The following is a 21,914-nucleotide window of genomic DNA, read 5'->3' as shown; positions in this document are numbered from 1 at the left end:
ACTACTCCTCCATTGCTTTACTTAAATATCGTTGAATAGAGCTTTTTGAGATTCCTAACATGTCTGCGATTTCTCTTGTCGTTAAATCCGGCCTATTTTCTTTTAAAGCTAATGTAGTTTCAGCCTTAATTTTTTGCGATGCTTCAGAAATATCCATTTGCTCCATAATCGTTAGAAAAGGCGGCTTATTTTTTAATACTCTCAGTCTCAAGCCTTGCTGGGAGTATATTTCAATTTCTGCTGGAGAAAAATCTTGACTGATTTCAGCTAATAATTGGAGTTCTTCTCTAGAAAGTTGCCCCTGCAAATAATTATCCCAGAGCTTCAGACGATTCATCTTATCAGGAAGTGATATATCTATCTTTTCATCAAACCTGCGCCATATTGCATAGTCCAAGTGACTTTTATCATTAGTTGTTGCTATGATGATCCCGTCACCTTCCCAAGTATCTAAGCTCGTCAAAACGGTATTTACTATTCTTCTCATTTCACCTACTTCATTATCAATTGAACGGCTGGCTGCTAAGCTATCAAACTCATCAAAAATAATTACAGCTTCTCTTTCACTTAACAACGAAAATAGTTTGTTGATATTTTTACCAGAATCTCCGAGATAGCTTGAAAATAATGATGGAACATTTACGAATAAATAGTCTAAATCTAATTCCTTAGCTATTGCTTCTCCTATAGATGACTTCCCAGTTCCAGGGGGACCATTTAGTATGATTTTACGGCTATGCTTTAACCCTAATTCTGCCAACTTATCTCGATTTCGATAGCCAGCTATGATATCTTCAATTTTAGACTTTATGTCTTTGTTTAGTATCAGCGAGTTCAAATCCTTATTGCTTCTTTTTTTAAGCACATAGCTGTTAATAAAATCGTTATCCTCTGTAATTGAGCTGTTTATTGTTCTTGTTGAACTATAATCCGGGTATAAACCCGATTGATGCTGCGCTAGCATACCCGAAATTTTTTCTGCAATCTTTTTAGTATCATTATCTCTCGCTAAAGTCCTTATTAAGGATAAGACAACAGATTCCAGAGAATTGTTGTCTTTACTAAAGCTTGCATTCACCAAATCTGGCAAATAATTAAGTGCATCCTTTTTCATGACGATCACTCCGCTCTTTTGTACTATTCGGCAATCTAGATCAATATTAGCTTCGCTTAGTTTTAAAGAAACTCATTTTATAGATTATTCTGCCTTGCCATCTTTTGTCCCATAAGTATGACCGTAATAAAACATGGGACAGCAATCTTGAAAAACCCCTTTGTTTTAGCGATTAAATCAAATATAAACTTGTCCCATACATTATAATATAGCTTATCACTTGGTTTCAAGTTTTATATAATATATCTTCTTTCTCATCAAAGCAAACTACTTAACTCAAGCAAAAAATATTCTACGAACCACTAAAAAATCCGTCTTTAGCAGTATGATTTTTTCTAGTGAAATTGCTATGCTATAGGTGTAGCAAATAGTCGTTAAAAAAAGGGAGATAAATAAAAATGGAAAAGAAACAGTATGTATGTGATAAGTGTGGGAACCAGCATTATGAGATGGACCAGTTCCAGGCAACGGGTGGGAACTTTGCCAAAATTTTCGATGTGCAAAATAAAAAATTCTATACCGTCAGCTGCTCGCAATGTGGCTTCACCGAAATGTATAAAGGCCAGACTTCTGATGGTTGGAATATCTTTGACTTCTTGATGAATGGCTAGATGCTGGCAATAGCACCGCTTTGGTTCGAATATAAAAATGAAGACCGATCAATTCTTTTAACGAATTGGTCGGTCTATTCTTTTTGCTGAGGAAAGCCTAATTTTTCAATATCAGCTGCTGCTCATCTAATAGATAGATTTCATCGGCTACTCTCTCAACAAAATAGGAGTCGTGAGAGGTAAACAAAACCGTTCCTGGATATGCTCTGATTAATTCTTCCAACGCTTCGATAGTTGTTAAGTCAATAAAATTGGTTGGTTCGTCCAAAATCAAGACGTTGGAGGGTTTAGTAAAAGCTGCTGCTAAAGAAATTCGCGTGGCCTCGCCTCCGCTGAGACTGTTCAAAGGTTTAGCGATTTCTGTTTGAGCAAAGCCTAAATTGTTTAACATACTCCGGACAACTGCTTCAGAGTAATCAGTACGTTCCATCAAATAGTGCAAAATACTTTCTGATCCGCTGAATTTGTAATCCATCTGTCGATAGACTGAAAAAACAACTTTAGGAGAAATAATGGTGCCTTCCCCATTGGATACAATATGGTTTAATAGTGTCGTTTTTCCAGTCCCGTTGTCTCCAACAATAGCAATTTTCTTTTCCAATGAAAATTGGAAGTCACATTTCTTCAGTAGAGTCTTGTCGCCTTTTTTCAAGGTCACTTGTTCTCCCCGGATCGGAAATTTGTTATGGATTTCTACTGATTTAACTTTCGGAAACAGGATTCGCTGTTTACGTTCTGGTTGGGCAGTCTCATCCAACTGAGCTAAGCGAGACGCCATTGCTTTGGCTGATTTTTGCAAGCCCTTTTGCACGGTATCCTTTTGCTTCGAAGAGGACAGTCGATCAGGGCGGGTATTCTGCTGTTTTTTCTTGGCAGATACTTTTTCAGCTTTTGCCGCTTGTTCCCTTTTTTGGGAAATTGCGGCTTCCAGGTTATTTTTTTCTCTAGTATAGTTCTCGGCTGCTCGCTGCTGCTCCAGCTCTTGGATTTCTTTTTGCTGCTTGTAGGCATCGTAATTTCCGACATATTCAGTAACTTGAGCGTCTTTGACTTCCCAGATTTTTGTCGCCAATTGATTGAGAAAATAGCGATCATGACTAACAAAAATGAGTGTGCCATAATAATACTCCAGTTCTTCGATTAAATAATCAATTCCCTTGCGGTCTAGATGCGTGGTTGGTTCGTCCAGCAGCAGACCCATTTGATATGTGGACAGGACTTGCGCTAAGCGATACTTTGTTTCTTCACCACCACTTAATGTGCTGACTTCGTTTTTAGGAACCTTGAAGCGACTGACTAATTCCCAATCGATTCCCTCTGAATCAGTGACCTCTGCTGCTTCTGCTATTTGCGAAAAATAGTTGAAGGTTACTTCTCGTTGAATGCTGCCAGTTTCTGGTTGTATTTCACCTTGTATCAGCTTTAGTAAGGTAGATTTTCCCGATCCATTGTCGCCAATAATGCCGATGCGGTTGTTTTCATAGGCGGTTAATTCTGGTATGTTCACGACGTCTTTTCCACCGAAATTCTTTCGAACATCTGTAAATTTGATTGCTAAGTTTTCCATTGTTTTCCTGCTCTTTCTTCTCAGGAAAAAGAGCACACAAAAAGGGACAGCCTAGGACTATCCCTTGATTTCTATATTCAGAAAAAGTACACACTTCTCCCTTGAAATCGCTCTTCCTAAGACTTTTGAATTTATTTAATTAGCTATTCAAAAGTTCGTTGCGCAATTTCATGGATGCAGTCATGGTACAATCTCCTCTTCGGTCTATTTAATACTCTAAGCCTAGCGTATTTTAAGTGGAAAGTAAAGCTTACTGATGACCGTTTTGGAATGTCCCAGTAAGCTCACTAGCTTATTTTCTATTCAAACTCTTCGTATTCGTTGGGGTCTTGTCCGTCGACACGACCGTCTGGTTTGTTCAATTGGTTAATCGAAGCAATTTCATCTTCAGTTAAGTGGAAATCAAACACGTCTAAGTTATCCCGTTGGTGCTGCGGACTGCCGGCTTTTACAACTGGTAAAATCCCACGGTCCAAGTGCCAGCGGACAACAATTTGGCCTGGCGTTTTGTCATATTCTTTCGCTAGCTTTTGCAGGACATCTTCATCCAATGACACAGTGCCCCGACCTAATGGGCTCCAAGCTTCCGTGACAATGCCGCGTTTTTTATTTTCAGCCAAGCGTTCTTCCTGTACCCAGTACGGATGGATTTCGATTTGGTTCACGGCAGGGGTGACGCCAGTTTCTTCGATAATCCGATCCAAGTGCTCGGGTTCAAAGTTAGATACGCCAATGGAACGAATCAAGCCCATCTTTTGAGCGGTAATTAAGGCTTTCCAAGCTTCCACATAGTGATCGCGTTTTGGCAGCGGCCAGTGAATCAGATACAGGTCAAAATATTCCAAACCCATGCGATGTAGTGATTCTTGAATCATCATTAAGGCATCGTCATATTTATGATATTTCCCAGGTAATTTCGAGGTCACAAACAGGTCAGCCCGAGGGACGCCTGAGCGACGGATCGCTTCTCCTACGACACCTTCATTGTCATAATTAGTGGATGAATCGATTAAACGATAGCCGTTTTGGATCGCAGTAACGATCTTATCCATGCCTTTATCGCCGCGAATTGCTACGGTCCCTAGGCCTAAAGTTGGTAAGATGTGTCCATCGTTTAAGGTTTTTGTTGGTATTTCCATTACGTATTCCTCCCGTTGATAAGGTAATCATTTTTCCAGCACAGATACCAGTCAACGATTCTTTTCTGTTCTTTTACAGAGAATATTTCACGTTGGACTGGCACCTGTGTATGCTTCTATTTTTCACCTTAACACGATTTCGGATATACGTTAAATTTTCTGTTTATGCGGCTTAAATAATATCCATGGCAGCATGATAGCCGGTGTGAACGGCTTTTCGGACCACGGAAGCTCCGGTACAGTCGCCGACAGGCATGAAGGTTTCCCAACCATCCCACTGACGAATTTCTTCCACAATGTCTTCGTTTGGCTTCATTCCTACCGCGTAAATGATGGTATCGGCTTCTACCGAGTGCTCATTGCCATCGGCATCTAGATAATTCACACCAGTTGCTGTTACTTCGGTCACCTTCACCGAAGTTTTTGAATGAACTAAATCACTCATTTTTTCCATCATTTCGAATAGTGCCGCTTGATGGATGCGGTTTGAGTCGTTGGCTAGTCCTTCTTGAAGCTCAAGAACCGTCACATCTACTCCAGCTTCGGCTAAATGCAAGGCCACTTCACAGCCCATTAGTCCGCCGCCGATCATTACGGCTTTTTTGCCGACTTTTTCAGGGTGGGTGTAGACTTCTGTCGCATGGATCATTGGATAAGCGTCGCTGCCTTCTAGTTTCAGTTCCACTGGAGTGGCACCGGATGCCACAATGATCGATTGAGGATTCAGTTTGCGAACTAGCTCTAAATCTGCGGTTGTGTTCAAGCGCACATCCACTGCGTGTTTTTCCAATTGATAAATCAAGTAATCCTTGAAGCGGCGCAGGTCCCCTTTATGAGCATCAATGTCGGTAAATTTAAGATTGCCCCCTAGCTGTGCTTCCTTCTCAACTAGCGTAACAGTATGGCCTCTTTGGGCTGCCGTAATGGCTGTCTTCATTCCGCCAGGTCCGCCGCCGATAACCAGAACCCGTTTGTGATTGACTACGTTTGGCGTTCTTAAGGTGTACAATTCATTCCCCGCCAACGGATTGACATCACATTCGTTGTGGCCGTCGTATTTTCCACCCAGACAATTGGTACATCTTAGACATGGCGTCACATCCTGAGGACGGCCGGCAAATAATTTGTTAGGCAGCTGCGGATCGGCCACGATAGCCCGTCCGATGGCGATGAAATCAGCTTTTCCTTCAGCGATGATTTTTTCCATGTCGGCTGGATTGTAATGAGCCCCCACGGTTACGATTGGTGTCTTCACGCCACCGTTTTTCATTGCTTCAGCCAATGGCAAGTTGCAACCGTGAGGCAGATAAACCGATGGGAAGGTGTATTGCTTGGTAGCATAATAAGATCCCGCTGACACATGCAGCAAATCAATTTTTCCATCCAGCATTTTAGCAAATTCTACCGCTTCGTCGATTTCCAAGCCGCCTTCTAAATATTCATCCCCGCTGATGCGATATTCCAATAGAAAATCTTCGCCGACTCTTGCCCGGATTGCGTCCACCACCATTAATGGGAAGCGGGCGCGATTTTCTAAGCTTCCGCCATACTCGTCTGTGCGGTGATTGGTTGCCGGTGATAAAAACTGCGCCAACAGCCAGCCGTGAGCCCCATGAATCATGACCTTTTGGAAGCCACTGTATTTTGCGTACCAAGCTGTTTCCGCAAATTCATCGGCCACTCTGCGCATATCCTCTTCATTCATTTGGCGAACAACGGTCCCATTTTCTTTAGTAAAGCCATTGGGTCCAATCGGTTGATGGCCGCGGGTGAAAATCGGTTCACTTGTATCCCCGCCGTGGAAGATTTGGATAGATGGCACGGCGCCATGGCGTTTGATAGCATCTGTTACCTTCAACCAGCCGGAAGTTGGGAAAATTGCCCGTTCAAAGTCAGGGACTAAAATGTCATCGTTAGGTCGGCGGCTGGAATCGTAGCGATTAATCGCTGTTTCACTCAAGGTTACACTGGCCGCTCCCCCGCGGGCCTTGTCCTCATAGTAGAAAACGGTACTTTCGTCAGGCATTCCGGTGTAGTAATCGGGCCAAACTAATGAGGTGGGTGAAGCGAAAATTCGGTTGCGAAACGTGATGTTCTTGATTTTTTTGGGACTGAATAAATGCGGGTATTCTCTCATGTTGATTCCTTCTTTCTATTATTTTTCATAAACGACCGTGCCATCGACGATCGTCATTAAGACATTAGTTTCACCAATTTTTTCTGGCTGGATGGAAAAGATATCCTGATCTAACACTTGGAAATCGGCGACTTTTCCGATTTCAATGGAGCCGCGGACATTTTCCAAATGCTCTTGTTTGGCACCATTGATGGTGTACATGCGGATCGCATCCGCTAATGAACTGGTTAAATCTGGCCGGTAACTATTACCGTTGATGGTCGTGCGGGTAACGGCAAATTGAACGCCCTGCAGCCAGTTCAACGAAAAGATATTTGAATCCGAACCATTGGCGACGTTGACGCCTTCTTCTTGATACTCTCGCCAAGAAAACAGCGACTCGCCCCGGGCTGGCTCAAAGCGCATCTTCATAAAATCCATAATCGTATAAGCAGCAATCGATTGAACCGACATGCCGATTCCAAATTTTCCAGCATCTCGGGCATTTTCCAACGTCATATCATCCCCGTGAATCACAAAATGACGTGGACATTCACGCGGATATTGTTGAAACGCTTGGATATAGCCCTTGATAATTGTATCGATGGTTCGACCGCCAATCGCGTGAATTCCTAATTGCCAGCCTTGGCGATGAACTTCAACAATCGTTTTGATGATCTCTGCTTCTTGTTCTTCGTCGGTAGTTCCGGGGAATGTTGATCGACTGTGATCCTCAACGACTTGATTATCTGCTCGCAGCCAGCCGCCGCCGTCGCCGAAGATTTTGACTGTTTCAGCTTTTACCCAATTACGATCTTTAAATTCGGGTAGTTTTGTTTGCTTCAAGCCTTCGATAATTGCTTGATAGCTTTGAATCCCATCGATGCCGGCTAGTAAATTGACACTTACCCGAGCGGTTAGTTTTTTCTCTCTGGCTAACCGTTCGTAAATGGCAATGCTCTTTTCGCCCCAGGCACCGCAGAACAATTGATTGCCGCCAATGCCCAGAATATCCACGTGACTGGTGATGCCATACTTGTTCAGTTCGCTGTTCATACGCAAAATACAGGATTCCAGCTCTTCATCTGTTAATGCCGGGATGTGTTGCCAAACCAAGACCTGCGCACCCCATTCATTTAAGTAGCCGCTAGGTTCTCGGGTCCCTTCGATGCGCTCAATTTGACCTTCCACTAATTTCAAATCCGGTGTTTCGGCTGTGATCCCGCATACCGTTAGAGCCTTGCTGTTTACAACCATGCGATGTGCACCGTAGTCGTTGATTACCACTGGATGATCCGGCGAGACTGGATCTAAATCCCATTTTTTCGGCGTCCGATTTTCTGCGGCACACTCTTTGATCAGCATTTCGTTCCAGCCCATGCCCATAATCCACGTACCTGCCGGTGTCTGATCCACCGCTGCTTGAATCACTGCCTGCAGGTCGGCAATACTTTGGACTTTTGGAAAACTGACATCTAAAAAGTGCGTGCTTAAGGACAGTCCGGTGTGTACCCCATGCATGTGGGCATCGTGAACGCCAGGTAACATTACCTTCCCTTCTAAATCGATTACTTTTGTTTGGTTATTGCTATACTTTTTGATTTCTTCTGTCGTTCCGGTGTCAATAATCCAGCCATCGACAACAGCGACTGCCTCCACAAAGGAAAATTGTTCGTCGACTGTCGCTATTTTTCCATTTAACAAAATCAAGTCTGCTTGCTTCATTGATAGTCCTCCTAACCGCTCCGAGAAAACGTTTTCTTTAATTATTGTATCACTGCTTTTTGATCCTAAATTGGATAAAAAAGAACTGCTGCGTCTCCCCCAAACTGCTAGTCGCAGCCAGATATTGATCTAATCATATTTTGAGGTTAAACATTTGATTTTCTCAATTTCTAAAATAAAAGAATCCTTTACTCACGCCTCTATGCTGGTGTCATAGATAGACTCTTCGTCATTGAATATGTGCAGAAAAAAAGCATGACTTTTCAGCCATGCTTCCAGATTTTCTATATTGCTATCGCGATGGGTTTAAAGCCTTCCAGTCCGACAATGATAAATGGTGTGTCTTTCTTGATTACCTCGCTGCTGCTTTTCAGGCGAATTTTCTTGCCGCCGACTACGCCGGTTCCCTTGTAAGAAATATCCGTAGCAGCTACCCCGATTTCCCAAAGCAGCCGTTGTTCTTTGCGGTCACGAAATACCGCGATAATGTAGCGTTGCATGGTCAGAAGAACGGCAATCAATACAATCCAGAAAAGTTTGAACTGAAACGATCCGGTGATTGGGAAAATCGCAATGGCTAAAATCAAGCCGCTGTTGGAAAGACCGCCGCCATCCCAATTTTCGGCCCAGGCGTAAAATAAATCAGAGTCGGTGTATTTTTCAATGAAGGAAAGGAAAAAGCCGCTGGCAGCGAGAATACCGAAAATGGCATACAGGATAAAATCAGGTGCGGAAGCGCTGGTTCGGCCATAGCCGAAAAAGTATGGAACCAGGTTGATTAAGGAGGCACAGAGCAGAAAGTAGCCGGTCATGCGCCACTCAATTCCCCGTCGATGGATTTTGTTTAATTGCCGGCCGGTGCTGACAGGATTGCCCAGCTGCTGCAGGACTTCAGTTAGTGCGGCCTCTTCGCTTAGGCCACGCTTCATTAAAGCTTCTTTGTGATCCTCAATGTGATTAGCGTATTCTTGGAGAATTTCTTTGCGGGCGCTGGTGACACTGATTTGTTTCGACAGCTTTTTCAAATAGTCTTTAGTGTCCATAACTGACACCTCCAATGATGCCGGAAACCGTCTGGGAATAGGTCTCCCATTCTTGTACTTTATCTTCTAGAAAAACGCGTCCGCTGGGTGTGAGTTGGTAGTATTTGCGCTTTTTGCCGTTGACTTCGGTTTCATAGCTGATGAGGTGGCCGGCTTTCACTAGCTGGTGGAGTAAGGGATAGAGGGTACCGGTTTTTAGTTCGAATACATTTTCTGAGCGTCGAGCCAAGGTTTCGATCATTTCGTAGCCGTACATGTCTTTGTCTGCCAGCAAACTCAAAAGCAACAACGTAGTACTGCCTGACACAAGTCCTTTATCAATCATTTGGATCACCTCTTTTTATAGGTAGATTATCTACTTATATTATATATCGATCATCTACTTATGTCAATGTGGCGGGAAGATTGAACGCCAAAAAAGCACAGCTAGTTTCAGCCGTGCTTCCTGTATGCTTATTCTGCTCCTAAACTTTCCAATTGCTTCAAGGTGCCGTCCAAATTGTTGGAATGCCAGTTTTTGGTTCCCCAGAAATTCTCCACCGAAACAGCCCCGCTTTGTCGGAACATTGACAGCTCTTTTTGCTGCGCTAGTAAATCTACATTGCCGTCTTCTAATTTTATCGAAATTTGATAATCAAATCCTGATTGATCAACCTCCACTGATTGGATTGTGTTAATGGGGATTTTTAGTGGATCTTGTTGCTCCTTCACCTTGCCAGTCCAGCTGATAGGTGCTAAAACCAAGTCTTCTTCACAAATTTGTAAGACATAATAAGGTGCTGATTTAATTAAGAAACGAGCGACCTTCTCGCTTAAGTTCGGTGCGGCATATTGTACAACGATACTGCTGTTTTCTAAAGGCTCTACCCCAAATTTTCTCAATGATTCCAATACTTTTGTTTCTTTTGCCATGATTAATCGCTCCCTTATTTGTTGTTGTTTTCTATGGATTAAGCATACTAAATAAAGGAGCGGATTATTGCGGGATTTCCCAACTGGTTTGTTTTGCTTCCTAAACGGGAAAAACCAGCTTATCGCTAGACAAGCTGGTCAGAAAGTTTTTCAATTAATCAGGCGACTTCGTTGGGCTGATGATCATTTCCCGCACATTGACTTCTTCGTCCCGCGTGAGGGCAAACAAAATCCCTTCGGCAATTGATTTCGGATCTAACGCGGTGAAGCGATCTGTCGCATCATCTACCAATCCTTCACCCATATCTGTGTCGACAACACCAGGTGAAATAGTAGTAAAACGGATTTTCGTTTCGGCTTCTTCCTTCTTCAATCCTTCCATCATAATGCGCACTGCATGTTTAGTAGCTGAGTAGGCGACGGTTTGCGGCTGTACCATATGCGAAGCAATCGAGGCTGTTGAAACGATATGCCCGGCATCTTGCTCTTTGAAATATGGCAAAATAGCCAACACGCCGTTGATCACACCTTTAACGTTCACGTCGATCAGATCACTAATTTCATCGCTGTCACTTTCGTGGACCATATCTTCAGATAGCAATAGCCCAGCATTACTAAAGAACACGTCAATCCTGTCGTGTCTAGACAAGGTCTCCTTCACTAAGTTTTCCAATTCACTCATTTTAGTGACATCGGCGGCTATGTAACTGACTTCCCCACCTTCGTCGATAAGGGCCTGCTCTTCTTCCTTCAAGGCTTCCTCATCGATATCGCTTAACACAATTTTAGCGCCTTCTTTGGCTAAAAGCTTCGCTGTTGCTGCGCCGATACCGCCGGTTGCTCCAGTAATGACGACTACTTTTTCTTTTAAATCGATCATGTAATCTTCCTTTCTTCTCTGCGTTCGCTTCCTTCCAACTATAAATAACAAATGTTATTTATAGTTCAATTTTAATGACTGATGGAAAATTTGGCAAAATTAATGCTTTTATGGTGGGAATGTTCAAAAAAGCAAAAAAAGCTCGACTCTCCTCTAACGAAAAGTCGAACTTTTGTAACTTATTGTCTTACAGTAATTCTTTGCGCAAGGTTGCATCGTCTAATGGAGACAAATATTTCGGTGCAATATCTAGAACCGTAAAGGCACCAAATTGTTTTTCCTTCGCTAAACGGACACAAGCTCTAGCATAAGCCACCAAGACACTGGCGGTGAACTCTGGATTGCTTTCTAATTGCAGACTGTACTCAATCACTTGGTTCGTACTTTCCCCAGTCGTGCCGGTGTGAAGAACCGTTCCCCCATGAGGCATCGCTTTGTGATCACGATTCAATTCGTCTTGCGAGATAAAACTCACTTCGGTATCGTAATCGGAGAAGTAATTCGGCATCGTCACGATTTCTTCTTTGATGGCTGCTTCGTCGGCGCCTTCTTCTAACACTACGAAACATTGACGGAAATGCTTATCGCGAGTACTTAGTTCCAGCTTTTCACCAGCTTTCAGTTTGTCGATGATTTCACTATTAGGAATCGTATATTGCGTCGCATCCGCTACGCCTTCAATTCTGCGCAGTGCATCCGAGTGGCCTTGGCTGACTCCTTTGCCCCAGAATGTAGTAGTTTCGCCAGTCGGCAAAATGCTTTGAGCATACAAACGATTCAAGCTGAACAAGCCTGGGTCCCAGCCGGTAGAAATAATCGAAACCGTCTGATTGTCTTTTGCGACTTGGTCTACATTGGCAAAATGCTCAGGAATCTTGGCATGGGTATCAAAGCTGTCGATGGTGTTGAAGTTTTTTGTGATCTCAGGTGTCTGAACTGGTAAATCAGTTGCGGAACCGCCGCACAAAATGCAGACATCAATTTCGTTCTTTTTGCCTAACAAGTCGTCCATGTGATAGGCAGTCGCACCTTCCGTAGAAACGTTTTCAGGTGACCGTCTAGTAAATACTCCGACTAATTCCATATCGGGGTTTTGTTTTAATGAGCGCTCCACACCGCGCCCTAAATTGCCATAACCTACAATTGCTACTTTTGTCATTCATTCCACTCCTCATTCTTTGTTAGTACGATTATACTATAGATAGAAGAGAAAAATCTGATTAGTTTTAATCTAACTTTCATTATTTGACAGGGATGGCAAGATTTTGCCTTAACGAAACTTCGCTCTTTCCTATCATCAATCTATGATAAAATTAGATGAGAGTATAAATTCTGAGTAAAAAAGCGGGTGTTGACGATGAATAGCCATGACTTATATGAAAAACTGGAACTGGCACCAGTGATTGCTGCCGTAAAGAGCGAAGATGAATTAGCCAAAGCGTTACTGACCGACGTGGAGGTGGTCTTTGTTCTGCAATCCCACCTGATGCAACTGGCTGATCTTTCCGAAAAAATTAAAAAAAGCGGCAAAATTGCGATTTTGCATGCTGATTTGGTTAAAGGGCTGTCTTCAGATGAGACGGCGATTGATTATATCAAGACCTGTACTTCTTTTGACGGCATTATTTCCACCAAATCAGCGATTGTCCGTCATGCGAAAAGGCACCACCTGCTGGCGATCCAGCGCTTTTTCCTGCTGGACTCTTCAGCGTTAGAAAATGTCGAGCGTCAATTGTCCCATACCGAGGCGGATCTAGTCGAGGTTCTGCCTAGCGTTTCGCCGAAAATCATAAAAGACTTGATCAAGCAGTCCCGAAAACCCTTGATTGTTGGCGGCTTGATTCGCGACAAAGAAGACGTTATGGGGGCTTTAGGAGCCGGCAGTTTGGCAGTATCTACTACAAAAGAAGAAGTTTGGTCCATTTAGTCATTGTTAGGCGCTTACAAAGGTGTTATAATACAGTTAACTAAATACGTGCTAGAGACCAAAAGAGTATAGCAGCAAACGTCAACAAACATTGGCGTCTGTTCACTATACTCTTTTTTTGTGCTCTAGTTTGTCAGATTGATACGAGGAGGAACCTTTATGTACGATGTAATTATCATCGGTTGCGGAATTGTTGGAGCCGCAACTGCTTATGAATTAAGCAAATATCAACTAAAAACCCTAGTCTTAGAAGCCGAGAACGATGTCAGCGAAGGAGCAACCAAAGCCAACAGTGCGATTTTGCACGCTGGCTTTGACCCAGCACCCGGCAGCCTGATGGCCAAGTTAAATGTGGAAGGTGCAGCCTATGCCAAGGAACTGTGCGCGAAGCTGGACGTTCACTATAACCAAGTGGGCTCATTGGTTGTCGCCTTTTCCGAAGAAGACCTAGCCACCATTCAAGGCCTGTACGAACGTGGCGTGCAAAACAATGTCCCTGATTTAGCAATAGTGAATAAAGAAGAGCTGGCGGCAATGGAGCCAAATCTTTCAGACGAAGCAGTCGGTGCGCTCCATGCACCAAGTTCGGCAATCGTCAATCCGTGGGAATTTTGCTTAGCCTTAGCAGAAACAGCGGTGAAAAACGGCGTGGAAATCGCGCTTAATAATCGCGTGGCCAATATCACCAAAATTGCTGATGGTTATGAGATCGAAACCAATCAAGGTGTTTACCAAACTAAATATGTCTTTAATGCTGCCGGGGTTCATTCAGATGACATCCACAACATGGTGGCTGAACCGAATTTCGAGATTACACCGAAGCGCGGGGAATACTATTTGTTGGATAAATCAGAAGGTAACGTGGTTCATCACACGATTTTCCAATGCCCATCTACTGCCGGCAAAGGGGTATTAATCAGCCCAACCGTTCACGGGAATCTGATCGTGGGACCGAACTCCCATGGTGTTTTGAGAGATCAGCTGGACACTGGGCTGGACATCGGCAATACGCCGGATGGCTTGAAAGAAGTTGCTGAGTTGGCAGCAAAATCCGTGCCTGATCTTAACCTGCGTCAATCGATTCGCAACTTCTCTGGTGTCCGGGCCAACAACAGCAATCACGATTTTGTGATTCAAGAAGCAGCACCCGGCTTTATTGACCTAGCTGGCATCAAGTCACCAGGATTGACCTCAGCACCAGCCATCGCGCTTCATGCTGTTGAGCTGCTGGAAAAATCAGCTGGACAGGAATTTACCAAGAAGGAAGACGCAATCGAAACGCGGGAAAAAATTACTTTCCAAGAGTTGAGTATTGAAGAGAAAAATGAACTGATCAAAAAAGATCCTAGCTACGGCCGAGTGATTTGCCGCTGCGAAACCATTACAGAAGGCGAAATTAAAGCTGCAGCACATTCCCCTATTCCTAATGCTTCACTGGATGGGATTAAGCGCCGATGTAATGCTGGGATGGGACGCTGTCAGGGCGGCTTTTGCGGTCCGCGGGTCGTGGAAATTTTATCCGAGGAATTAGGCCTGTCGCCGTTGGATATTTTACAGGATCGCGAAGGCAGTTATATTTTGGCAGAAGCTACTAAGGGAGGAATCTAATATGCATGATTTGATCGTGATTGGCGGCGGACCGGCTGGCCTTGCTGCAGCCATGGCGGCTTATAAAGCAGGTGTTGAAGACATCTTGATTATTGAACGGGACCACCAAATGGGCGGGATTTTGAATCAATGTATTCACAACGGCTTCGGCCTGCATTATTTTAAAGAAGAATTAACCGGACCGGAATATGCCGGACGTTTTATCGAAATGGTGAAAGACACCAATATTAAAGTTTATTTAGATACGATGGTTTTAGATGTTACAGAAGAAAAAGAAGTCCATATTGTCAACAAAGAACAAGGCTATCAGATTCTAAAAGCTAAAGCGATTGTTTTCGCCATGGGCTGTCGTGAACGGACCCGTGGAGCTATCGGTATCCCCGGCAGTCGGCCAGCGGGTGTTTTCACCGCCGGAACTGCTCAGCGTTATGTGAATATGGAAGGCTACATGGTAGGTAAAAAAGTGGTGATTCTAGGCTCTGGCGACATCGGCTTGATTATGGCTCGCCGCATGGTGCTGGAAGGTGCTGAAGTGTTGGCCTGCGTCGAAGTCATGCCTTACTCTGGCGGATTGACGAGAAATATCGTTCAGTGTTTGGACGACTATGATATTCCATTATTGCTTTCCCATACTATTACTGAAGTTCGCGGGAAAACCCGGGTGGAAGAAGTTGTCGTTTCTGAAGTGGATGAAAAGCGCCAGCCGGTTCCTTGCACAGAACAAACCTTTGAATGTGATACTGTCCTGCTTTCTGTCGGACTAGTACCAGAAAACGAACTAAGCCGCAGTGCCGGAATTGAACTAGATCGCCGCACAAATGGTGCCTTTGTTTATGAAAATATGGAAACCTCGATTCCTGGTATTTTTGCTTGTGGCAATGTGGTTCACGTTCATGACTTAGTCGATTTCGTAACTGCCGAAAGTACCCGCGCCGGAACTGCCGCCGCTGACTACATCCTGCAGCAGCAAGAACTGGAGCAAGACGATTTCTTGACAATTAAAAACGGCAACTACGTAACCTATGTTGTTCCGCAAAAAATCCGGCAAGAAAATGTCGATAAACGAGTAGAAGTCTTCTTCCGGGTGAACAAAGTGTTTGATGAAAGTCAGATCACTGTCACCTCGCAAGGAGAAGTCATCGCCAAACAGAAGAAAAGCTACATTGTTCCGGGCGAGATGGAAAAAATGAAGCTCTCGAAAAAAGTCATGGATAAAGTCAAAAATGGCGAAATTGAAATCTCGATTGAGGAGGTTGTGAAATAATGAAAAATTTTATTTGCATTATGTGCCCTAAAGGCTGTCACCTAACTGTGGATGAAGACAATGATTACGCAGTAACCGGCTACAGCTGCAACAAAGGCGTCAAATACGGAAAAGCCGAAGCGACTAATCCTGTTCGGGTGGTAACTTCTACTGTAGTAGTCAGGAACGGCGAATCTGTCCGCTGCTCGGTGAAAACCGCTGACGGGATTCCCAAACAATTCGTACGGGATGCGATGAAAGAGATCAATCAGGTGCGCTTAAAAGCACCAGTGAAGACCGGCGATGTTGCCATTGAAAATCTGCTGAACACCGGAGTCAATGTCGTTGTTACCAGCAGTGTACAAGCAAGTTAATGTGAAGGAGATACGTCTGTTGAGATGTATCTCCTTTTTTTCTGTTCAGGTCAAAATTCAAACCATTTAAGACAAATCCAGCTACAGACCACTCACATCCGCTAAAATTTTAGTAAGAAATAAAAAGGAGTGAGGAAGATGGACACACGCATCGAGAACAAACAACTACGGATTTTCCTGACCATTGCATTTGGCTTACCGGTGATTATGGGACTGTTTATGTGGTACGGCTATAGTAATGATAAAGACCTGAATCTATTTTCGCTGACGCATATGTATTATCCAGCGGCTGGAGCCATGATCGCTTTGTTAACCAGCAGCCAACATAAAAAGCTGATCCCTAAAGCTTTTTTCCTGATTTATCTGATCCAGACAGTCGTGATGATGGCGCTGAGTCTCTCGGGATTATTTATTGCCGGGGATAGTTTAGTGACGATCGGAAATTTGGTGATGATTGTTGGCACCATTGCTCTATGGATCGCTTTTTTTGTCACTAAAAAGAACCGCCGAACCGCCTTTGGTTTACAGGGGAAAAATTGGAAGTTGACCTTTGGACTAATTCTGCTGTTTGTTGCACTGTACACCTTATTGATGACAAGTAGTGCAGTCCTTGGAGGCACTTTTCCAGCCTTAGTAGAGAATTTTTCGCAGGCTCAAACTTGGCTAATGCTGTTTATGACCTTGGTAAATTACTTTTTAGTCTTCACCCCTTATCTAGGTGAGGAATACGGCTGGCGCTACTTCCTGCAGCCGATTTTGCAGAAAAAATTCGGTATGATCAAAGGTGTTCTGCTATTGGGGATTGGTTGGGGTCTTTGGCATTTGCCGCTGAATTTCTTTTTCTATACTTCGCCGGCAGACGGACTGATTTCGGTGACGAATCAAATCGTGGTTTGTATTACCATGGGCATCTTCATTGGTTTTGTCTACATGAAAACTGATAATATTTGGGTCGCTGTGGTGATTCATTTTTTGAACAATAACTTGTCCTTGATTTTCAGCGGTGATTTCACTGGTGAATCAATGTCAGGCTACAGCATCGGCTGGTCTGATGTTGCCTCGATGGCAATTATGCTGACCATCATTTATGTTTGGCCGACTTTGACAAAATTCTTCAGAAACCGCAGGAATTTAAATCCTACGCCAGAAGAACGTGCGGCCGAGGCTGATCTTGAATCAGCAGGCGAACAAGAAAACACCGTTGTTCCACAACCTACTGCACACTAAAAAAGATGCCCGCGTGTGACTTCACGTGGGCATCTTTTTTCTGTTATTAACGATAATACACTTCATCAAGGAACAAGCCTTGTGCTGGAACTGTCTCGCCGGCGTGCTCGCGGACTTTGTTCTCGAATATCTCATCAATCGCTGAGACGTCCATTGAGCCAGCCCCAATCTCCAACAGAGTTCCTACAATAATTCGCACCATCTTATGCAGGAAACCATCCCCCACAAAAGAAAAGTGAAGCAGGCTGCCTTCTTGTTCGATGGAGATACTTTCAATGGTACGAACCGTTGATTTTTTCGACTTCTTAAGCGCGGAAAAACCGATAAAATCATGTTTGCCGATTAATTTTTCGCAGGCTTCCTCCATCCGAGCCAGATCCAATTGCTGCGGATAATAAAAGCTGTAAGCACGCTCAAAGGCTGAAGGAATTTCAGCATTCCAAACGTAATAGCTGTACTGTTTTCCGGTAGCATTATAGCGAGCATGGAAGCGTTCTGTCGCTTCTTCCACGTTTTTGACCACAATATCCTGCGGCAGATAACGGTTGAAGAAAGCCAGCATGTCTTCTAAGGTCATTTCGCTGGTAGTCTTAAAATTAGCCACCTGACCTCGCGCATGAGTCCCACCATCCGTCCGTCCCGAACCGATAATTTCCGTGTTTTCATCCGTCATGAGTTTGATGACCTTCTCAATTTTCCCTTGAATGGTCTTATCGTAATCTCCCAGCCGCTGCCAGCCTAAGTAGCGTTTGCCGTCATATTCGATGGTCAGTTTAATATTTCTCATCTGTTGTAATTTGCTCCTCTATGTTTTGAAGTAGTTGTTAATCTATCATTTTTCAGTGGTGAATCTGCGCTCTATTTCCCGATCACCATTCTTCTTGTATAAACAGCCTGTCCCGAGTGCATCACGGCATCGTCAATCGCAGAGACAATTCGTACTTGTCGGGTAACCGGTGGTGTCCATTGATCGTCCACAATGTCCGTCATACTTTCTTCCGCCACTGCTTCTAAATAGGTTGTCGTAAGATTTACACAGGCAGCTAAGTAATCTGTCAGTATATCTTTGTGAGTGACAACCACCTTTGCCGCTTCTTCTGGCGTATGGCGCCAATCTTCGGTATCGTCCGGCAAATCTAGGGCAAAGCGGCCGCTCCAGCCATCGGTTAACCACAATGGCTCAGTGTTGTTGAGATCGGAAATTTGTAAATCCAATTCGCGGGCAGTATGCCAAAACAGCCAAGTGACTGATTTGATTATAGGTGCTGGCATAGTATTAGCTTCCTCGACACTCATTTGATCTAGCGTCTCTTCCAAACGTTCCTGCGCTCTTTTCAATGTATCGATGGATAATTGGGTGAATTTCATGGTAAATTCCTCCTTCTTGTTAGAAAAATACAATTGTCTACCCATTCACTTTACTATAGCTGACGCCTATCAGCAAACTTTTATCTGTAAAGCGGGTTTCTTTTTCGAAGTTGAGAGCATTTAGGAATTTTCCCATAAATAAAAAGCCTCCGAAAAATTCGGAGGCTTTAGCAATTATCTTTATGGGTGAATATAAGTTAAACCTGAAGCACTTAAGGTTGCTGTGTTAGGTCCCATTGGTGTTGGGAAGCCCATGCCGCCTTGAGTGATGGTGATTGTGTTGTTTGATGCGTTATAAGATTGCACGTAAGCTACGTGTCCATAAGCGCCGTCTGCGTTCCAAGTACCAACTGATTGGCCTTGAGCAAAGACTACGATTGAACCTGCTGCAGGAGAGCCATCTACTTGGAATCCGTCAGCAGCTGCTGATGCTCCCCATTGACAACCATTTCCCCAGTAAGTACCAGCCCATGGAGCAACTGATTTCACATACCAAGTACATTGGCCAGGTGAATACATATTGCCTGATCCAGTGTGATCCACACGTCCGCCAGTAGCAGGTGCTTGTGGTGTCACCGTAGGAGTCGGAGTTGGTGCTGTTTCAGTTGAGCTTGATGTTGTATCTGCAGTTGCTTCAGAACTTGAAGGTGCAGTTGTGCTTTCTTGCGTTGCAGCAGCTGCTGCTTTTGCTTGTTCTGCTTCCGCTTTTGCTTGAGAGGCTTCAAAAGCTTTTTGTGCTTTGGCTGCTTCTTCGGCTTGGCGTTTTTCTTCTGCTTGACGCGCTTTTTCAGCTTCTTGTTGTTCTTTCAAGATGCGAGCTTGTTCTGCTTTCGCTGCTTCTTGCTGTTGTTTCAATTTCGCTTTATCTTGTTCAGCGGTTGCTTGTTCAGCCGCATAGTTCGCTTTTAAGACGTTTAATTCAGCTTGCTTGTTGGCAATTGAATTTTTTTGTGTTTCTAATTCTTTTTGGTTTTCTACTAGTTCAGCAACTTTTTGTTCGTTAGCTTTAACTTTGGTTTCAACCGCTTGTTTGTCTTCTTTTTGTTGTTCCATTAATGATTTGTTGGCTTGAACCATCGTGTTCATCGCTTGAACACGGCCGATTACGTCAGAGATAGACTCTGCATCCAACACAGCATCTACATAGCTGGTTGCTTGACCGTTTACTTGTGCGTCACGTGCTTGCTCTTCAATCAACGCTTCACGTTTAGCAATACGAACCTTTAAGGTTGCAATTTTATCTTGCAATTTCATTGTTTCTTCGTTTAATTGCTCATGTTTTGCTTCCAAGTCTTTTACTTGTGCGCTGACAGTTTCAATCTCTGCAGCTAATTCGTTAATTTGTGATTGAACACCCGATTGTTTACCCTGTAATTCACTAATCTTTTGATCTTTTTCTTGGATCTGTTGATCATAGTTATCTGCTAAGGCAATATTTGGTGCTGCTGATAAAGTAATCGCACAGACTAATACTGCTGATAAGAAACGCTTTTTCACTTAATAATTCCTCCGGCTTTGCTCTGATTTTATAAGTTCTCATGTATAACAACAGTAGCAATTTTACCATAGGGATATATCACCCATATAAAAGAAACGTTACAAAAACATTTCAATGCCGTAGCTTTTGTAACATTCAAAGCCTAAATTTAAGTCAATCAGCCGTAATCCTCTCGATAAATCACAACTATTCAAGTTGACGGCGATTTGCGATTACGATCATTATTAGCAAGACAAAGATGACACTGACAGTAAAGTACACATAATGGTAACCAACCAGCGTTACCCCGGTGCTGCGATACACACCTTGATAAATGGTTCCTAAAAAAGTAATCATAAAACTTTGTCCTAACGTGCGGCAAAGTGTGATAAAACCCGAAACAGTACTCAAATTTTGATTTGTTGCGTAGGCCTGGGCAGTTATCACACTAATCGTGACACTCGTTCCAATGGTGAAGCCCAATAAACTAGACAGCACCAGCAAGATCATGTAGCTGGTTGTGCCGGGAAGAATTCCCAGTAAAACAAAACCAACTATTGAAAGAGCCACTACCCCCACCAGCATTCTTCCTTTGCCAAATATATTCGCCAGCTTCCCTGAATAGTAAGAGCCAATGATAAAGAAGACTGAAGAAGGTAGTAAAGCAAGGCCGGCTTTAGTTGAAGACATTGCCAGCTCCGTTTGAACCCATAAAGGTAAATACACTTGAAAACCGATCAAGGCACCATTAATTAGAAAAATACAGCTGATTAATAAGCGAAAGCCGCCAATTCCCAATGTTTCTACCGGAATGACCGGATTGCCCTGTTTCTTTTGATTGCGGTAGAAAATTAGCAGATAAACCAGACCTGCGATCAATATTCCAGCCCCTACTAGAGCAGAATTTGCTGTATATTGGATGCCCAGCAACAAAAGAATCAATCCTAAAACCAAGAATCCCTGCTGCCGCAATTCTGCAAAACGAACTTTTCCTTCTATTATATTGTGTTCGTGATAGAACAACTGCAAGATAATCAGCACCACAATCGCAATTGGTACATTGATCAAGAAGATCCAGTGCCAGCTTAGCTGTTCCAGCAAGAAGCCGCCTAATAATGGGGCTACTAAAGAAGCGATTCCCCAGGCTGAATTATTTAATCCCATCACCTTTCCACGAGTTTCCAGATCGAATAATTCGCCGATCAAAGCAAAGGTCATAGGCATAATCCCGCCAGCCCCGATTCCTTGAATGATTCGAGCGGCGATTAATACTTCCACCGACGGGGCAGCTCCACACAGTGTTGTTCCGACTAAAAACAGCAGCAGACCTAATTGAAAGATCCGCTTTTTCCCGTACCGATCCGCAAATCGGCCAAATACCGGTGTTGCTACAGCACTTGAAAATAAATAAACCGAAAAAATCAGTGAAGTTGCTTGGGTACTATTTAAACTGACCGATATCGCATGAACTGCAGTTACCACAATCGTCGATTCAATCGCCGTCATAAAAGTGGCTAAATAGATCGCGAATATAAGCCAGCCTTTTCTATTTTCTTTCATTATGAATACTCCTCTCAAAAAGC

At 43.6% G+C, this 21,914-nt stretch carries 20 protein-coding genes; 6 read left to right on the top strand and 14 right to left on the bottom strand.

Features of this window, described 5'->3' with window-relative positions; translation table 11 throughout:
* Position 1: 1 nt before the first annotated feature.
* Positions 2 to 1,114: an AAA family ATPase gene (locus JZO70_RS17295; protein ID WP_207674920.1), complete on the bottom strand. Its 1,113-nt coding sequence runs from the start codon at positions 1,112 to 1,114 to the stop codon at positions 2 to 4.
* A 398-nt stretch (positions 1,115 to 1,512) separates the two neighbouring features.
* On the opposite strand from JZO70_RS17295, the gene JZO70_RS17290 reads away from it, so the two are divergent.
* Positions 1,513 to 1,725, top strand: coding sequence for a zinc ribbon domain-containing protein (locus JZO70_RS17290; protein ID WP_207674919.1), 213 nt, complete (start codon positions 1,513 to 1,515; stop codon positions 1,723 to 1,725).
* Positions 1,726 to 1,822: 97 nt separating this feature from the next.
* Here JZO70_RS17290 and abc-f read toward each other — a convergent pair whose 3' ends face one another.
* The 9 genes from abc-f to JZO70_RS17245 all read right to left on the bottom strand — a co-directional run bounded on the left by abc-f (position 1,823) and on the right by JZO70_RS17245 (position 12,266).
* The gene (abc-f, locus tag JZO70_RS17285) at positions 1,823 to 3,292 is read right to left on the bottom strand and encodes a ribosomal protection-like ABC-F family protein (protein ID WP_207674918.1); all 1,470 of its coding nucleotides are present in this window, start codon (positions 3,290 to 3,292) and stop codon (positions 1,823 to 1,825) included.
* Between the two features lie 299 nt (positions 3,293 to 3,591).
* On the bottom strand, positions 3,592 to 4,431 hold the full coding sequence (locus tag JZO70_RS17280) for an aldo/keto reductase (protein ID WP_207674917.1): 840 nt from the start codon (positions 4,429 to 4,431) through the stop codon (positions 3,592 to 3,594).
* Positions 4,432 to 4,603: 172 nt separating this feature from the next.
* Positions 4,604 to 6,568 carry an oxidoreductase gene (locus JZO70_RS17275; RefSeq protein WP_207674916.1) on the bottom strand — a complete coding sequence of 655 codons (1,965 nt, stop codon included), beginning with the start codon at positions 6,566 to 6,568 and terminating at the stop codon, positions 4,604 to 4,606.
* Between the two features lie 18 nt (positions 6,569 to 6,586).
* The gene (locus JZO70_RS17270) at positions 6,587 to 8,272 is read right to left on the bottom strand and encodes an amidohydrolase (protein ID WP_207674915.1); all 1,686 of its coding nucleotides are present in this window, start codon (positions 8,270 to 8,272) and stop codon (positions 6,587 to 6,589) included.
* Between the two features lie 284 nt (positions 8,273 to 8,556).
* A complete protein-coding gene (locus JZO70_RS17265; protein WP_207674914.1) occupies positions 8,557 to 9,315 on the bottom strand; it encodes an NfeD family protein in 759 nt (252 codons plus the stop codon).
* Positions 9,305 to 9,640, bottom strand: coding sequence for a PadR family transcriptional regulator (locus JZO70_RS17260; protein WP_207674913.1), 336 nt, complete (start codon positions 9,638 to 9,640; stop codon positions 9,305 to 9,307). Before JZO70_RS17260 ends, JZO70_RS17265 begins: the two co-directional genes overlap by 11 nt.
* Before the next feature lie 128 nt (positions 9,641 to 9,768).
* The gene (locus JZO70_RS17255; RefSeq protein ID WP_207674912.1) at positions 9,769 to 10,227 is read right to left on the bottom strand and encodes a hypothetical protein; all 459 of its coding nucleotides are present in this window, start codon (positions 10,225 to 10,227) and stop codon (positions 9,769 to 9,771) included.
* A 154-nt stretch (positions 10,228 to 10,381) separates the two neighbouring features.
* A complete protein-coding gene (locus tag JZO70_RS17250) occupies positions 10,382 to 11,107 on the bottom strand; it encodes an SDR family oxidoreductase (RefSeq protein ID WP_207674911.1) in 726 nt (241 codons plus the stop codon).
* Between the two features lie 187 nt (positions 11,108 to 11,294).
* The gene (locus tag JZO70_RS17245; protein WP_207674910.1) at positions 11,295 to 12,266 is read right to left on the bottom strand and encodes a diaminopimelate dehydrogenase; all 972 of its coding nucleotides are present in this window, start codon (positions 12,264 to 12,266) and stop codon (positions 11,295 to 11,297) included.
* 198 nt (positions 12,267 to 12,464) lie between these two features.
* On the opposite strand from JZO70_RS17245, the gene JZO70_RS17240 reads away from it, so the two are divergent.
* From JZO70_RS17240 to JZO70_RS17220, 5 genes are all read left to right on the top strand, one after another.
* Complete coding sequence (locus JZO70_RS17240; RefSeq protein WP_207674909.1) at positions 12,465 to 13,034, top strand: glycerol-3-phosphate responsive antiterminator; 570 nt, start codon at positions 12,465 to 12,467, stop codon at positions 13,032 to 13,034.
* Positions 13,035 to 13,193: 159 nt separating this feature from the next.
* The gene (locus JZO70_RS17235; RefSeq protein ID WP_207674908.1) at positions 13,194 to 14,642 is read left to right on the top strand and encodes an NAD(P)/FAD-dependent oxidoreductase; all 1,449 of its coding nucleotides are present in this window, start codon (positions 13,194 to 13,196) and stop codon (positions 14,640 to 14,642) included.
* A gap of 1 nt (position 14,643) precedes the next feature.
* Positions 14,644 to 15,906, top strand: a complete 1,263-nt coding sequence (locus tag JZO70_RS17230) for an NAD(P)/FAD-dependent oxidoreductase (RefSeq protein WP_207674907.1) — start codon at positions 14,644 to 14,646, stop codon at positions 15,904 to 15,906.
* Positions 15,906 to 16,259, top strand: coding sequence for a DUF1667 domain-containing protein (locus JZO70_RS17225; protein WP_207674906.1), 354 nt, complete (start codon positions 15,906 to 15,908; stop codon positions 16,257 to 16,259). The genes JZO70_RS17230 and JZO70_RS17225 overlap by 1 nt, the downstream gene beginning before the upstream one ends.
* Before the next feature lie 138 nt (positions 16,260 to 16,397).
* On the top strand, positions 16,398 to 17,486 hold the full coding sequence (locus JZO70_RS17220) for a type II CAAX endopeptidase family protein (RefSeq protein WP_207674905.1): 1,089 nt from the start codon (positions 16,398 to 16,400) through the stop codon (positions 17,484 to 17,486).
* Positions 17,487 to 17,532: 46 nt separating this feature from the next.
* Here JZO70_RS17220 and truA read toward each other — a convergent pair whose 3' ends face one another.
* From truA to JZO70_RS17200, 4 genes are all read right to left on the bottom strand, one after another.
* Positions 17,533 to 18,273, bottom strand: coding sequence for a tRNA pseudouridine(38-40) synthase TruA (gene truA / locus JZO70_RS17215; RefSeq protein ID WP_207674904.1), 741 nt, complete (start codon positions 18,271 to 18,273; stop codon positions 17,533 to 17,535).
* Between the two features lie 71 nt (positions 18,274 to 18,344).
* The gene (locus tag JZO70_RS17210; RefSeq protein WP_207674903.1) at positions 18,345 to 18,854 is read right to left on the bottom strand and encodes a mycothiol transferase; all 510 of its coding nucleotides are present in this window, start codon (positions 18,852 to 18,854) and stop codon (positions 18,345 to 18,347) included.
* 180 nt (positions 18,855 to 19,034) lie between these two features.
* Positions 19,035 to 20,351 (bottom strand): PcsB-like coiled-coil domain-containing protein, encoded by a 1,317-nt coding sequence (locus JZO70_RS17205; protein WP_207674902.1) that lies wholly within the window; start codon positions 20,349 to 20,351, stop codon positions 19,035 to 19,037.
* A 187-nt stretch (positions 20,352 to 20,538) separates the two neighbouring features.
* Entirely contained in the window at positions 20,539 to 21,891 is a 1,353-nt protein-coding gene (locus tag JZO70_RS17200) for an MFS transporter (protein ID WP_207674901.1), read from the bottom strand.
* Positions 21,892 to 21,914 lie beyond the last annotated feature (23 nt).

This window comes from Candidatus Enterococcus moelleringii (assembly GCF_017377575.1).
GTDB classification, from domain to species: domain Bacteria; phylum Bacillota; class Bacilli; order Lactobacillales; family Enterococcaceae; genus Enterococcus_A; species Enterococcus_A moelleringii.
The sequence above is the reverse complement of the archived record's forward strand: the minus strand, read 5'-3'. Positions and strand labels throughout refer to the sequence as shown.

Excerpts from the sequence above, each read along its gene's own strand:
- JZO70_RS17295 (WP_207674920.1), bottom strand. The coding sequence starts at position 1,114 with ATGAAAAAGGATGCACTTAATTATTTGCCAGATTTGGTGAATGCAAGC.
- JZO70_RS17290 (WP_207674919.1), top strand. The coding sequence starts at position 1,513 with ATGGAAAAGAAACAGTATGTATGTGATAAGTGTGGGAACCAGCATTAT.
- abc-f (WP_207674918.1), bottom strand. The coding sequence starts at position 3,292 with ATGGAAAACTTAGCAATCAAATTTACAGATGTTCGAAAGAATTTCGGT.
- JZO70_RS17280 (WP_207674917.1), bottom strand. The coding sequence starts at position 4,431 with ATGGAAATACCAACAAAAACCTTAAACGATGGACACATCTTACCAACT.
- JZO70_RS17275 (WP_207674916.1), bottom strand. The coding sequence starts at position 6,568 with ATGAGAGAATACCCGCATTTATTCAGTCCCAAAAAAATCAAGAACATC.
- JZO70_RS17270 (WP_207674915.1), bottom strand. The coding sequence starts at position 8,272 with ATGAAGCAAGCAGACTTGATTTTGTTAAATGGAAAAATAGCGACAGTC.
- JZO70_RS17265 (WP_207674914.1), bottom strand. The coding sequence starts at position 9,315 with ATGGACACTAAAGACTATTTGAAAAAGCTGTCGAAACAAATCAGTGTC.
- JZO70_RS17260 (WP_207674913.1), bottom strand. The coding sequence starts at position 9,640 with ATGATTGATAAAGGACTTGTGTCAGGCAGTACTACGTTGTTGCTTTTG.
- JZO70_RS17255 (WP_207674912.1), bottom strand. The coding sequence starts at position 10,227 with ATGGCAAAAGAAACAAAAGTATTGGAATCATTGAGAAAATTTGGGGTA.
- JZO70_RS17250 (WP_207674911.1), bottom strand. The coding sequence starts at position 11,107 with ATGATCGATTTAAAAGAAAAAGTAGTCGTCATTACTGGAGCAACCGGC.
- JZO70_RS17245 (WP_207674910.1), bottom strand. The coding sequence starts at position 12,266 with ATGACAAAAGTAGCAATTGTAGGTTATGGCAATTTAGGGCGCGGTGTG.
- JZO70_RS17240 (WP_207674909.1), top strand. The coding sequence starts at position 12,465 with ATGAATAGCCATGACTTATATGAAAAACTGGAACTGGCACCAGTGATT.
- JZO70_RS17235 (WP_207674908.1), top strand. The coding sequence starts at position 13,194 with ATGTACGATGTAATTATCATCGGTTGCGGAATTGTTGGAGCCGCAACT.
- JZO70_RS17230 (WP_207674907.1), top strand. The coding sequence starts at position 14,644 with ATGCATGATTTGATCGTGATTGGCGGCGGACCGGCTGGCCTTGCTGCA.
- JZO70_RS17225 (WP_207674906.1), top strand. The coding sequence starts at position 15,906 with ATGAAAAATTTTATTTGCATTATGTGCCCTAAAGGCTGTCACCTAACT.
- JZO70_RS17220 (WP_207674905.1), top strand. The coding sequence starts at position 16,398 with ATGGACACACGCATCGAGAACAAACAACTACGGATTTTCCTGACCATT.
- truA (WP_207674904.1), bottom strand. The coding sequence starts at position 18,273 with ATGAGAAATATTAAACTGACCATCGAATATGACGGCAAACGCTACTTA.
- JZO70_RS17210 (WP_207674903.1), bottom strand. The coding sequence starts at position 18,854 with ATGAAATTCACCCAATTATCCATCGATACATTGAAAAGAGCGCAGGAA.
- JZO70_RS17200 (WP_207674901.1), bottom strand. The coding sequence starts at position 21,891 with ATGAAAGAAAATAGAAAAGGCTGGCTTATATTCGCGATCTATTTAGCC.